Source organism: Sphaerisporangium flaviroseum (assembly GCF_039537005.1).
GTDB classification, from domain to species: Bacteria; Actinomycetota; Actinomycetes; order Streptosporangiales; family Streptosporangiaceae; genus Sphaerisporangium; species Sphaerisporangium flaviroseum.
The window spans coordinates 754,784-767,648 of record NZ_BAAAZR010000001.1; the positions used below are offsets into that span (position 1 = coordinate 754,784).

The window sequence follows — 12,865 nt, forward strand, 5'->3', positions numbered from 1 at the left end:
CCGAGCACAGGGACCGGGCTCCTGCGGTACTCATGAGGCACGCCTCTTCGAACAGGCGGCCCCCCGGGCGCGTGATCTCGGTGTTCCAGGGCACGTGACGACGCAGTCCCGGAAAGGCGGCCGGCGCGGTCACTGGCGGCGTTCCGGGGTGACCACGGGAACCTGATCTTTCCTTATCAGGACCACAACTGAAGGACGGTAATCTCCTGAAGGTGCGCGGGCTCACTCTGCTGCTGGGAGCGGCTCTTCTGGCCGCTGTCGCGGCGATGGTCATCGTTCTGCCGGACTCCTCAGGCGGTTCCCGGACCGCGACGACCACACCGGTCCAGAAGACCAAGTCGGGGAGCCCAACGCCGTCGACCAGCGTCTTCAGCGACCCCTGTGGAACGTTCGACACCACGACGCCCACCCCGTACGCCGTCACGGGGTACTGGCTCGTGCCCACCTCCGACCACTGCACGTGGCGCAGCCAGCTCCAGGCCATCCACCAGGTCGGCGGCGACACCGTCGTGCGCCTGGGGTTCGGCCTCCAGCCGCGCGCCGTGGACGACGACGGGCAGGTGCTCGCCGCGCAGGGCGGGGAACCGGACCCGCGTTACCAGAGGTGCCAGGAGAACGGCATGACCTGCGTGCAGGCCGCCGAGTCGGCGCTGAAGGCCGCCAACCCCGGTAACCGCATCACCTGGACGTATGTGTACCGGACCGACGAGGCGTTCGGGCCAGGGCTGTTCCGCTGCCCGCAGATGGAGCACACGATCACCGTGGGCGGTGACGTCTACTACCGGGTGCTCGCACCCGATGACGGCTCCGACGACCCGACGTGCGACTTCACCTCCAAGGGGCGCGGCTACCACCTCATCCTGGTCAACGGTGCGGCCAAGGACAGCCTGACCGAGATCCTCGACCTGGCCGACCGCTTCGCGATGAAGGTCTTCCCCGCGCTGCCGCTGGCTCCGCGCGACCGCGTCGAGCCCACCAAGGCCGACCCCCGGCACATCGGGACGCTCACCACGCTCACCAGGCGGGTCCTGCAGGACTACGGCGACCGCTTCAACGACCGGAGCTCGCTCGGCGGGGTGTACCAGCCCTTCGAGCTCCAGCTCAGGGACTGGCCCGACCCCACGGTGGTGACGACCCTCCAGGTGTACGCCGAGCAGCACGACATCGTGCAGCAGGAGCTCCCCGGCAAACCGATCATGGTGAGCCCGTACCTCGACGGGCGCAGGGGCAAGAAGTTCACCTCCACGCCCGAGCAGGTCAAGCGAGGGTTCAAGGTGCTCGCGCGCACGGGCGTCGGCATCATCGCCCCCCAGGACAGCCGCGGCACCGGCAAGGTCGGCCTGTACTGGCCCAACCTGAAGGGCCAGCCGGTCGACGACCGGCTCAAGCCCGTGGTGGGCGACACCTCGTACGGCAAGGCCTACTACGGCGCCACGCGCGACTACTACCGCGCGATGTCGAGCGCACTCAACGAGCTGCGCGCCGAGGGGGACGATGTCCAGCTCTGGGCCAACGTGGAGGCGTTCGAGCCGACGGGCGACGGCGCGTGCGAGGCCGGCGGGAAGCGCGGCGCCACCGACAAGAAACGCCTCGACGCCGCGGTCACGTTCACCGGTCCGTACGTCTCGAAGATCATCTCCTACAAGTGGAGCAGCTTCTTCACCTGCGGGTCCCCCACGCTGGCGGAGGAGGTCGCCGAGGACTGGGACCGGCCCATCCCGATCCAGGCCCTGGCCGCGGGCAGGGACGCCAAGGAGGGCATCGAGGTCCGCGGGTACAACCTCGCGCGGGGCAAGGTCACGTTGAGCTGGTTCGGGGGCGAGGATCCCATCGAGGCCGACTCGGCGACCGTCGGATGGTCCGACACCACCCCCATCTCCGGGCTGCCCGGCGCCGTCCAGAAGATCTGGGTCCCGGTCGACTGGTCGACGGTCCCCGCGGGCGGATGGGTGCGTGTGGACGTGACCTCACTCGACGGACGGCAGAGCCACGCCCCCGTCTACCTCAATCGCGGGGCGTGACGGTCTTGGGCCGCCCGTTACAGGTGTAACGTGCGTCCCATGGTCCCGCGTATTCCCGTCAGCGTGGATCTCGTCGTGCTCACGGTGCGCTGCCAGCAGCTCAGCGCCCTGGTCTGGCAGCGTGACCGCCCGCCGTACGAAGGCCGCTGGGCGCTGTCGGGCGGCTTCATCCAGCTGGAGGAGGATCTTCCTGCCGCCGCCTCGCGCGTGCTCGCCGAGCGGGCCGGGCTGCCCGGTGCGCCGGTCCACCTGGAGCAGCTCCAGACCTACGGCTACCCCGACCGTGATCCCCGGCAGCGGGTCGTGAGCGTGGCCTACCTCGGGCTCGCGCCCGACCTGCCCGCCCCGACCGAGGCCCACATGAGCTGGCAGCCGGTCTCCACGCTCGACGTGATGGCCTTCGACCACCGCCGGATCGTCCTCGACGGCATCGAGCGCGCCGGGGCCAAGCTGGAGTACACCTCGCTGGGCGCGGCCTTCTGCCCGAGCGAGTTCACCGTGGCCGACCTGCGCCGGGTGTACGAGATCGTGTGGGGCCGGTCCCTCGATCCGCGCAACTTCCACCGCAAGGTGACCAAGGCCGACGGATTCCTCGTCCCCACCGGCCACACGACCACCCGGGACGGCGGCCGGCCGGCCATGCTCTACCGCCGTGGCCCCGCCGAGCTGCTCCATCCGCCCATGCTCCGCTTGGCCGGATGAGCCCGTGCCCATGGCGATTTCCGTGCCGGGGTGGTTCCCGGGGTCTGCCGGCGGTGGGCGCGTCATAAGGTAAGGCCATGCCGCGTTTCCGTCCGATTCTCGATGAGTTGCCCGCCTACCGGCCGGGGAAGGCCGTGGTCTCGGCCGACGGCCGTTCGTTCAAGCTGTCGTCCAACGAGTCTCCCTACGACCCGTTGCCGTCCGTGGTGGAGGCGATGGCCGCCGCCGTCAGGGAGGTCCACCGCTACCCCGACCCGGGATGCGTGCGGCTGACCGAGACCCTGGCCGAGCGCCTGCGCGTGCCGCCGGAGCACCTGGCGTTCGGGGCGGGGTCGGTGACCGTCGCCCAGCAGCTCTTCGAGGCCGTCGGCGACCCGGGCGCGGAGGTCGTCTACGCCTGGCGGTCCTTCGAGGCGTATCCCCTGCTCGCCGACCTGGCCGGGGTGACCTCCGTCCGGGTGCCCCTCGCGGACGAGACCCACGACCTGGCGGCGATGGCCGCGGCGGTCACGCCCAGCACCCGCATGATCTTCGTGTGCAACCCGAACAACCCGACCGGCACCGCCAACCGCGCCGCCGAGCTCACGGACTTCCTCGACCGGGTGCCAGAGGACGTGCTGGTCGTGCTCGACGAGGCCTACCGCGAGTACGTGCGCGACGCCGACGTGCCCGACGGGCTCACCCTGTACGCCGACCGGCCGAACGTCGCCGTCCTGCGCACGTTCTCCAAGGCGTACGGCCTGGCGGGCCTGCGGGTGGGGTATCTCGTCGCCCAGGAGCCGGTGGCCTCGGCCGTGCGCAAGACGACGGTGCCGTTCGCGGTCAACAGCGTCGCGCAGGCCGCCGCGATCGCCTCGCTGGCGGCCGAGGACGAGTTGCTGGAGCGGGTCGAGACGGTCGTCAAGGAGCGCACGCGCGTCCGCGAGGCGCTGCTGGGCCAGGGCTGGCAGGTCCCGCCGACCGAGGCCAACTTCGTCTGGCTGCGCCTGGGCGAGCGCACGGGTGAGTTCGCCGAACGCTGCGCCGTCGACGGCGTCGCCGTGCGGCCCTTCGGAGGCGAGGGCGCCCGCGTCTCCATCGGCTCCCCCGACGCCAACGACACCTTCCTCGCCGCCGCGGAGGCCTTCAGGAAGGGGTGACCTCCGAGAGGGAGCCGTCGACCGGTGACCTCTTCTGGGGGGCGGCCTTCTCGGGAGGGCCGCCATGCGCCTCGCCGGCCGGTGTCTCGGTGTCGGGGCGCCGGCCGTTGCGCTCGGTGGAGACGACCAGCGCGACACCCACGACGATGACGAACCCGGCGGCGATCATCTGGGGGGTGACCCGCTCGCTGAGCACCACCACGCCCAGGAGCACGGCGACCACCGGGTTCACGTACGCGTAGGTGGAGACCAGCGAGATCGGCGCGTTGCCGAGCAGCCAGATGTACGAGGTGAAGCCGATGAGCGAGCCGACCAGCACCAAGTAGGCGAGCGCGAGCCACGAGCCGCCGCTGACCGCCGCGAGGTCCATGCGCTCGCCGAAGGCGGTGCCGATCAGCAGGAGCCCGCCGCCGCCGACGGCCATCTCCACGGTGCTGGCCACGAAGGGGTCCTCGGGCATGGGGATCCGGCCCGAGAGGAACGAGCCTACCGACCACGAGAGCGCGCCGCCCAGGATGATCACGATGCCGACGGTGCTGGACGACGCGCCGCCGGCCAGCGAGAGCCCGGCGACGCCGCAGAAGCCGATGAGCACCCCGCTGAGCGTGAGCAGGTGAGGACGGTCGCGGACCGCCATGCGGAAGACCACCAGCCAGAGCGGCACCGAAGCGACCAGGAGCGCGGCGAGGCCCGAGGAGATGTGCTGCTCGGCGATCGCCACCATGCCGTTGCCGGCGGTGAGCAGGAGCAGGCCCACCAGACCGGCCCCGAAGAACTGGCGCCGGGTCATGCGGAAGGTGCGGCGCCCCCGGCGGACCGCGAGCACGGCACCGAGGATGAGCGCGGCGGACACGAAGCGCAGGCCGCCGCTGAGCATCGGGGGGATGGTCTCGATGGTGAGCATGATGCCGAGGTAGGTGGACCCCCACACGACATACACGGCCGCCAGTGCGGCCCAGACCTTGATGCCACGAGTGTTTTGCCCCATGGCTCATTACACTATCGGTCCACCCTGACAGAACTCACGCGGGTTTCAGACGTTGAGAGCCGTCTTTGACGTCTCATCACAGGTTTGTCCACATCGTGTGGATAACTCGCTCATGCGATCGAGACGTAGGTCACTATCCGCATCCGCATCAGGCATTTCCGCGACGTTGTGGTCGCGGGAAAGTTGTCCACAACCTGTGGACAACCATGTCGTACGGCTGGCGGCAGCCCGTGTGACCTCTCGGTCCCCGCGAACCTCCGCGGGTCATCCGCCCCACGCGAATGACCCGCTTCCGGTGGTCAGCGTGGGCCGAGTTTCTCCACGATCAGGCGGTAAAGCTGTCGCGGCCGGCCAGGTTGCGGCGTGCGATTCGGCGGTAGCGGCCACGCGAGTCCCTCGTCGACCAACGTGCGCAGCAGGCGCCGAGCCGTGCGGGGAGTTACTCCGAGCATGCGCCCGGCGCTCTCCGCGTCCACTATCGTGTCGCCGCCCTCCAGCTTGGCGGCCAGTCGCGCGAGCACTTCCACGCCCTTCGGCCTGCCCTGTCCCGGCGCCTGAGGAGGCATACGGGGGGCGGGCACGAGCGTCCGGCCCTCGCGGTCGACCGCGAAGCCCTGTGGCTGCTTGCCCGCTTGTGTGCGGGCCAGAGCGGCCCTGGCGTGCGTCTCCGCGTCGTGGGTGGTGCGGCCCATGCCGACACCGACCTCCACCGCCAGCCCCAGGTCGTCGCGGATCCGCGCGGCGAAGGGCAGCACCCGGAAGCCGTCGGTCGCGATGGCCATCGAGCCACGCGTCGCCGTCACCAGATAACTGTGGTCGTCGATCGCCCATACGGCGGCGTTCATCCGATTGGCTTCCTGAACCAGCAGCCGGTGCAGGGACAGTCTCAGCTCGTCACGCCAATATCTCGGTGCCGCCCGCCGTACGGGCTCGCGTAACGTGGGCACCTCGATGAGCACCACCGTGAGCTGCGACTCCTCCAGCCTGTGGTGCGCACCGAGCAGTGCGGCGGTGTGCAGCGCCGTGCGCACGGCCGCCGAGGTCGGCCGCACACGCACGGTCGGCACCCCGGCCGCCGTCAGCCGGTCGGCGACTCCGGGCAGGCAGGTCAGCGCGCCCGTCGTGTTGCCCTGCCGGATGAGGCGCTCATGGTACGCCGCGACGGTCCCCGTCGCGCCCGACTCCTCACGGGTCTGGACTCCCGCGGTGGGAAGACCCAGGTCGGCGTAGGCCTCCTCGACGTCGGAGCGGCTCAGCATGTCGACGCTGACGCGGCGCGGGTCGATGCGTTCGTCCAGCGCGGCCCTGGCCAGCGCCGCGGTGAGCGCCGGCCCCCCGAGTTGCACGTAGGTGGCCGGGATCGTCAGCACGCCCGAGCGTCTGGCCAGCTCATACGGCACAGGGCTGGCGAAGAGGCATGCGTCCACGCCTGGGCCGAGCCTCACCACCTTGTCGGCCGCCTCCTGTTCGTCACGGTAGGCCGCGGCGACCAGCCGGCATGGAACCGGAGCCGCGGCATGGCCCATGAGCATCACTCGCTCGACCAGGTCGTGGGGTCCCACCACCCCGATGGTGAGGTCGGGGGCCGCGCCTACGCGTGACCCTCGCGGTGTATCTTCGGCCCTCTCGACCAATGTTCGTCCCATCCCGCCATACCTCTGATCGAGGTCCCCCGCGTCGCGCGGTCCCCGGGTGGGTATGTCCCAGCCCGAGGAACGGCGTCGTGGTTTCCTCTCGAAATCCACTGGTCGAGTCCACCTCGCGGGGAGCGCCGGCGGCTCGCCCGCAAGGCGGCACACGGCGTTCCCGGCTCGGGTTCGTCTCCCATCCGGTCTAGTCCTCTTTGGAACGATCGCTCGCCGAGGCACTAATGTCACGCCCGGATTTGCCGGAATGCCGTCGGCCTATGCCGATCAGGTATGACCGAGATGGTTATATGAACAGGTCAGAGGCGGTTTACGGACGCAGTCACGACGTAGAGGAAATCTCTCTTACCACATCGCCTCCCAGGGCGTTCATGCGCACCGCCAGGTCGTGGTGACCACGGTCGATGAGGTACCCGGGAGAGACGACGGTCTCGCCGTCGGCGGCCAGCCCGGCCAGCACCAGCGCGATGCCGGACCGCAGGTCGTGAGCCGTCACGTCCGTACCGGTCAGCGGCGTGTGACCGTGGACGACGGCGCGGCTGCCCTCGACCTCGATGTGGGCGCCCATTTTGTTGAGCTCGCCGGCCAGCGCGAAGCGCCCGTCGAAGATGCGCTCGTGGATGTAGCTCGCCCCGTCGGCCAGGCAGGCCGCCGTCATGATCGGAGACTGCAGGTCGGTCGCGAACCCGGGGTAGGTGTCGGTGATGACGTTGATCGGCCGCAGCGGCCGGTCGCGCCGCACGTGGAGCACGGCGCCGTCGGTCGCGAACTCGACGCCCATCTGCTCCAGCTTCCACCGGACCACGCCGAGGTGCTCCAAGGAGGCGCCGACGAGGTTGACCTCGCCACCGGTGATGGCGGCGGCCATCGCGAACACGCCCGCGTCGAGCCGGTCGGGCATGACCCGGTGCTCCACGGCGGTGAGCTCGTCGACGCCTTCGACGGTGATGAACCCCGTGCCGCCGCCGCTGATGCGGGCGCCCATCTTCGAGAGCATGTCGATGACGTCGAGCACCTCGGGCTCGAGCGCCGCGTTCTCGATGATGGTGGTGCCCTTGGCGAGCGCCGCCGCCATGATGAGGTTCTCGGTGCCGGTGTGCGAGGGCGTGTCCAGATACAGCGAGGCGCCGGTGAGCCCGGCCGCCTTGACGTGGATGACGCTCTCGCCCTCGTCGACGACCGCGCCGAGCCGCTTGTACCCCAGGTAGTGGAAGTCGAGGTTCCGGCTGCCCAGGTTGCAGCCGCCGACACCCTCGATGATCGCCTCGCCCAGGCGGTGGAGCAGGGCGGGGACGAAGAGCACCGACCCGCGGAACCGCCGCGCTATCTCGGCCGGCAGCACGGCGCTGGTGAGCCGTGAGGCGTCGATGACCAGTGTGCGCTCGGCTTCGTGGAGCTCCACCTTGGCGCCCACGGCCTGCGCGAGCTCCAGGGCCCGCCGGACGTCTTCGATGATCGGCACGTTGCGGAGGACCGTGCGGCCCTCGGCGGCCAGGAGAGCCGCACCGATCATCGGGAGCACGGCGTTCTTCGCTCCCTGGATGAAGGCGGTTCCGCGCAGGGCGTTGCCACCGCGCACGCGGTAACGGACCATATGATGAGGCTCCTCGAAATCAGGGAAATGACGCGCCGGATAAGCGGACGGCGGCAAAGTTATCCGCCCACAGTAGCCCTTTCAGGACGATGGCCCGGCCAATTTGACTCCACTGTGCTGCCCGGAAAAGCGGTGATCAATCAACGCGGCGGAGGGCTCGTCAGCGCGTTCGGCGACGCGGCGTGTAGCAGCGTGTTCGCGCGTTGATCGACGAATCGCGTGACCACCTGCTGGGCGTATCCGAACACCATGGCCCACACCAGAATCGAGGTCTGCGAGCTGAGCCCGCCGAACCCCGGAACGAATCCGGAGTTGAGGATCAGCAGGCCGACGATCGCGGTCGCCACACCCGCGGGCGCCTTGAGCAGGTTCTGTGCGACCGCCAGCGAGTAGCGCGTGGACAGCTCCGAACGGGTCGACAGGCTGGCGGCGGTGGCGAGGGCCGCGCCGAGCATGCCGATGAGCGCGACCAGGGGCACGTCCCCGGAGGAGGGGGCGCCGATGCCGGTCGGGCACACCTGGTTGTCCCGCGCGCCTAAGCTCGCGAGCAGGGTCCCGTTCCCGCACATGGGGATCGCGGACGGCCAGAGCGCCGCGATGCCCACCAGCCCGGCCACGATGACGGTCAGCGCCACCACGCCGCCGAGCAGCATGTTGCGGAAGCTGCGCACCCGGCCGCTCTCGATCGAGGCCGCGTGGTAGCCGGCCCGGAGCACCGACTGCAGCAACGACCGGTCGCGCTCGTCGATGTCCCCCGTCGTGGCGCGGGCGGCGAGCTGGGCGAGCCGTGCGTCGTCGGAGGGCAGGTACGCGCGGCCGGTCGCGATCACCTCGGGGGCGCGGGCGTTGAGCTCGCTCGCCGGGAGCAGCCCGTACAGCAGGATGGCGGCGCCGTAGACGTTCGACCAGGCACCCTCGATGGCCTGCCCGGTCAGCCAGCGCCGCCAGCCCTGCCGCTCGGTGGCGTACTTCGCGGCGAGCGCGAGGTGGTGGTCGATCGCGACGTGGAGCGCTTCGAGGCCTGGCTCGCCCTGCCGTGCGATGAGGCACCGGTTGGCGTCGGCCCGGATCTCCTCACTGCGCGAGGCGATGTAGACGCGCCACACACCCGGCCAGCGCAGCACTTCCTTCTCGATCGCGTCATCGGACGCCTCGCTCTCGTGCACGGCCGGCTCGGCTGCCATACGCTCCTCCAGGGTTCGCGTCTGTCCCCGGCTTATCGCGACGCTCTGGTCCGGCGCTACCCTTTCGCGATCATCGGTCGGCTAAGCCTGGGCCGCGATGTCGGCGCGGTGGTGCGAGCCGCGCAGCGAGATGCGGCCGACCTGCTCGTACGCGGCGGCGCGCGCCGCCGCGATGTCGGGACCGGTGCCGACGACGCTCAGGACCCGTCCACCCGCCGAAACCACCCGGCCGTCCTGGTCGAGCGCGGTGCCGGCGTGGATGACGTAAGCGTCCTTCACGGAGGGCTCCAGGCCCTCGACGCGGTCGCCCTTGACGGGGTCGGCGGGATAGTTCTCCGCGGCGATGACCACGGTCACCGCGGCGCCGTCGCGGTAACGCGGCGCGGGCTGCGCGGCCAGCGTGCCGGTCGCACAGGCGTGCAGCAGGCCGGCGAGCGGGGTCTCCAGCCGGTCGAGCACGACCTGGGTCTCCGGGTCGCCGAACCGGGCGTTGAACTCGATGACCTTCGGACCGGCCGCCGTGAGGGCGAGGCCGGCGTAGAGCACCCCGGTGTACGGCGTGCCGCGCCGGGCGAGCTCCCCGATGGTCGGGAGCACGACGGCGTCCATCACCTGCTCGGTCAGCCCTTCCGGGGCCCAGGGCAGCGGGGTGTAGGCGCCCATGCCGCCGGTGTTCGGGCCCTGGTCGCCGTCGTAGGCCCGCTTGAAGTCCTGGGCGGGCTGGAGCGGCACGGCGGTCGTTCCGTCGCACAGGGCGAACAGCGAGACCTCGGGACCGTCGAGGTACTCCTCCACGACCACGCGCTCGCAGGCCCGCGCGTGGGCGAGGGCCTCCGCGCGGTCGGAGGTGACCACGACCCCCTTGCCGGCCGCCAGCCCGTCGTCCTTCACGACGTACGGCGCGCCGAACGCGTCGAGCGCGGCCTCGGCCTCCTCGGCCGTCGTGCACACGCGCGCTCCCGCGGTCGGCACCCCGGCCGCCACCATGACGTCCTTGGCGAACGCCTTCGATCCTTCGAGCCGGGCCGCCTCCTTCGACGGCCCGAAGCAGGGGATGCCCGCCGCGCGGACGGCGTCGGCCACGCCCGCCACCAGCGGCGCCTCCGGGCCCACGACCACCAGGTCGACGCCCAGCCGCAGGGCCAGCGACGTCACCTGCTCGGGGTCGGTGGGCACAACGGGATGCACCGTCGCCACCGAGGCGATGCCGGCGTTTCCCGGGGCACAGTGGAGCTCGGAGACTTCGGGGTCGAGCCCGAGGGCGCGGCACAGGGCGTGCTCCCGGCCGCCGGATCCAATCACAAGAACGCGCACGTGGGGAGTCTACGGGCCAGGTCTGGGGTGGGCGGACGGCATGCCGGATCGCCGCAGGTGCCGGGCATGCGTCCGCCCCGGCGTGCCGAACCGTGAGGACGCCACCGGCCGGACGAACTGCTTTGTCGACTTCTGCATGATCGGGGAATGTAAGGGAGATGTAAGCTAGGTGCAGAGGCCGCGCTGTGGTAGGTTAGGGCAGCTTTGGGCCGTCTCTTGGCGATTGGAGGTGGAATCGGGATGACTTCTGGTGATCCCAGCAGTACGTGCTCGCGCACGTACTTCGTGCGCAAACCCGACCACTCCAATTCGGTGTCCGACTGAGAGCCACGCGCCTATCACCCTGTGACGTCTGTCGCACTTTTGTTCTCTTGCGCGCTGGTTCCCTGAGGTCGGGCGGGAAGGGACCGCCATGCGCTCGTCCACGCTTTTCCAGCGGATCAACTTGCACCCCCGCACCACTCACGTCCGGCTTGGTGCCTCCTCATCGGTCAGCGCGATGCACCGCGAGACCATGAACAGGCGATGCGTGCCGCCCAGTGACTCACTGGTGCAGTTCGGCGCCTATGTCGCCGGCAAGCGTGTCCGCGCCTCCGGCATCCCGGAGGCCGTCAGCCTGGTGCGCGAGCACAACGCCGCCTCCGAGGCCAAGGACGCCTACGTCTGGGTCGGGCTGCACGAGCCGGAGGCCCGCGAGGTCGAGTGGCTCGCCGAGGTCTTCGGGTTGCACCCCCTGGCCGTCGAGGACGCCATCAAGGCCCACCAGCGGCCCAAGGTCGAGCGCTACGGAGACTCGCTCTTCGCCGTGTTCAAGACCATCGCCTACCTCGACCACGACGAGCTCACCGCCTCCAGTGAGATCATCGCCACCGGCGAGATCATGGTGTTCGCCGGCCCCGACTTCGTGGTGACCGTGCGGCACGGCGAGCACTGCCCGCTCTCCGCGGTCCGCGGACGCCTTGAGGACAAGCCGAAGCTGCTGTCGCGCGGGCCCGTCGGCGTGCTGCACGCCATCGCCGACCACGTCGTCGACAAGTACCTCACAGTGGCCGACCTGATGCAGGCCGAGTTGGAAGAGGTCGAGGCCGCCGTCTTCGCCGACGTGAGCTCGCGCGACATCGGCCGCATCTACCAGCTCAAGCGCGAGATGATCGAGATGAAGCGCGCCGTGACCCCGCTCCAGACGCCGCTGGGAGCGCTGGCGCAGCGCCGCATGATCCCCTCCGACATGCGCGAGTACTTCCGCGACGTCGTCGACCACCTCTCTCGCGTCTGCGAGCAGGTGGAGTCGTCCAACGAGCTCTGCAACTCCATACTGCAGGCCGCGCTCGCCAGGTCCAACGCCCTCGCCAACGAGGACATGCGCAAGATCTCCGCATGGGTGGCGATCATCTCGGTGCCCACGATGATCGCCGGCATCTACGGCATGAACTTCACCCACATGCCCGCGCTGTCCGCCGTCTGGGGCTATCCCGTCGTGCTCGGCGTCATGCTGGTCATCTGCTCCGTGCTCTACCGGGGGTTCCGCCGCAACAGCTGGCTCTGACCGGACGCGTCCACGGGCACGCTGACCGGTCAGATCGGCCAGGTCTCCTGGTGCCAGGCGGCGTTCCAGAACATCCACTCGTAGCGGGCCGTGGTGACGAAGTGGTCCAGCGCACGGCCGCGCTGGAGGGGGGTCGCCTCCTCGCCGCTCCGGTCGGCCAGGGCGACGACCCGCCGGACGACGTTCTGGAATGACTCGTCACCGTACGCCGCGATCCAGCGCTGGTACAGAGGGTCCGGCGACGACTCCTTCAGCAGCGCCTCGCCCACACGGGCGTAGATCCAATAGCACGGCAGCACCGCCGCGAGGCCGTCGAGGAACGAGCCGCCGTACACCGTGGCCAGCAGGTAGCTGGTGTAGGCACGGGTCGTCGGCGCCACGGGAGCCCGCGCGGCCTGCTCGGCGGAGCCGCCCAGCGCGGACATGAACTCCGCGTGCATCTCCTGCTCCGCCGCGATCGCGCCCACGGCGTCACCGGCGAAGGCCGCCACATCGTCCTGCGTGGGCGCCTTCGCGCCGCACAGGGCGAGCGCGCGGGCATAATCCCGCAGGTAGTGGGAGTCCTGCACCACGAAGTGCCGGAAGGCGTCACGCGGCAGCGAGCCGTCCACCAGCCCGGTGATGAACGGATGGCCGAGGATCGCGGTGTAGATGGGGTCGATGGCGTCCCACAGCTCTTCGCTGTACGGCCGCTGACGCGCGGACGGGACGGCGGACTCGCTCTTGCTCAT

Annotated in this window: 10 protein-coding genes; 4 read left to right on the forward strand and 6 right to left on the reverse strand. The window is 70.3% G+C overall.

Annotated elements, in window-relative coordinates:
- Positions 1-212 precede the first annotated feature (212 nt).
- The 3 genes from ABD810_RS03640 to hisC all read left to right on the forward strand — a co-directional run bounded on the left by ABD810_RS03640 (position 213) and on the right by hisC (position 3,862).
- Positions 213-2,021 carry a DUF4434 domain-containing protein gene (locus ABD810_RS03640; RefSeq protein ID WP_344934145.1) on the forward strand — a complete coding sequence of 603 codons (1,809 nt, stop codon included), beginning with the start codon at positions 213-215 and terminating at the stop codon, positions 2,019-2,021.
- A 39-nt stretch (positions 2,022-2,060) separates the two neighbouring features.
- Positions 2,061-2,723 (forward strand): NUDIX hydrolase, encoded by a 663-nt coding sequence (locus ABD810_RS03645; RefSeq protein ID WP_344934147.1) that lies wholly within the window; start codon positions 2,061-2,063, stop codon positions 2,721-2,723.
- A 77-nt stretch (positions 2,724-2,800) separates the two neighbouring features.
- Positions 2,801-3,862, forward strand: a complete 1,062-nt coding sequence (gene hisC / locus ABD810_RS03650; RefSeq protein ID WP_344934150.1) for a histidinol-phosphate transaminase — start codon at positions 2,801-2,803, stop codon at positions 3,860-3,862.
- Here the strand turns inward: hisC and ABD810_RS03655 are convergent.
- From ABD810_RS03655 to purD, 5 genes are all read right to left on the reverse strand, one after another.
- The gene (locus tag ABD810_RS03655) at positions 3,849-4,850 is read right to left on the reverse strand and encodes an EamA family transporter (protein ID WP_344934152.1); all 1,002 of its coding nucleotides are present in this window, start codon (positions 4,848-4,850) and stop codon (positions 3,849-3,851) included. The genes hisC and ABD810_RS03655 overlap by 14 nt on opposite strands.
- Before the next feature lie 299 nt (positions 4,851-5,149).
- Positions 5,150-6,382, reverse strand: a complete 1,233-nt coding sequence (locus ABD810_RS03660; RefSeq protein WP_344935395.1) for a transcriptional regulator — start codon at positions 6,380-6,382, stop codon at positions 5,150-5,152.
- A gap of 436 nt (positions 6,383-6,818) precedes the next feature.
- Positions 6,819-8,090: a UDP-N-acetylglucosamine 1-carboxyvinyltransferase gene (gene murA, locus ABD810_RS03665; RefSeq protein ID WP_344934154.1), complete on the reverse strand. Its 1,272-nt coding sequence runs from the start codon at positions 8,088-8,090 to the stop codon at positions 6,819-6,821.
- 140 nt (positions 8,091-8,230) lie between these two features.
- The gene (locus ABD810_RS03670; RefSeq protein WP_344934156.1) at positions 8,231-9,274 is read right to left on the reverse strand and encodes a hypothetical protein; all 1,044 of its coding nucleotides are present in this window, start codon (positions 9,272-9,274) and stop codon (positions 8,231-8,233) included.
- Positions 9,275-9,355: 81 nt separating this feature from the next.
- Positions 9,356-10,588, reverse strand: coding sequence for a phosphoribosylamine--glycine ligase (gene purD, locus ABD810_RS03675; protein ID WP_344934158.1), 1,233 nt, complete (start codon positions 10,586-10,588; stop codon positions 9,356-9,358).
- Positions 10,589-11,117: 529 nt separating this feature from the next.
- Between purD and ABD810_RS03680 the strand changes: the two genes are divergently transcribed.
- Positions 11,118-12,134, forward strand: coding sequence for a magnesium and cobalt transport protein CorA (locus tag ABD810_RS03680; RefSeq protein WP_344934160.1), 1,017 nt, complete (start codon positions 11,118-11,120; stop codon positions 12,132-12,134).
- A gap of 29 nt (positions 12,135-12,163) precedes the next feature.
- Here the strand turns inward: ABD810_RS03680 and tenA are convergent, their stop codons facing one another.
- The gene (gene tenA / locus ABD810_RS03685) at positions 12,164-12,865 is read right to left on the reverse strand and encodes a thiaminase II (RefSeq protein WP_344934163.1); all 702 of its coding nucleotides are present in this window, start codon (positions 12,863-12,865) and stop codon (positions 12,164-12,166) included.

Excerpts from the sequence above, each read along its gene's own strand:
- ABD810_RS03645 (WP_344934147.1), top strand. The coding sequence starts at position 2,061 with ATGGTCCCGCGTATTCCCGTCAGCGTGGATCTCGTCGTGCTCACGGTG.
- hisC (WP_344934150.1), top strand. The coding sequence starts at position 2,801 with ATGCCGCGTTTCCGTCCGATTCTCGATGAGTTGCCCGCCTACCGGCCG.
- ABD810_RS03655 (WP_344934152.1), bottom strand. The coding sequence starts at position 4,850 with ATGGGGCAAAACACTCGTGGCATCAAGGTCTGGGCCGCACTGGCGGCC.
- ABD810_RS03660 (WP_344935395.1), bottom strand. The coding sequence starts at position 6,382 with ATGCTCATGGGCCATGCCGCGGCTCCGGTTCCATGCCGGCTGGTCGCC.
- murA (WP_344934154.1), bottom strand. The coding sequence starts at position 8,090 with ATGGTCCGTTACCGCGTGCGCGGTGGCAACGCCCTGCGCGGAACCGCC.
- ABD810_RS03670 (WP_344934156.1), bottom strand. The coding sequence starts at position 9,274 with ATGGCAGCCGAGCCGGCCGTGCACGAGAGCGAGGCGTCCGATGACGCG.
- tenA (WP_344934163.1), bottom strand. The coding sequence starts at position 12,865 with ATGAGCAAGAGCGAGTCCGCCGTCCCGTCCGCGCGTCAGCGGCCGTAC.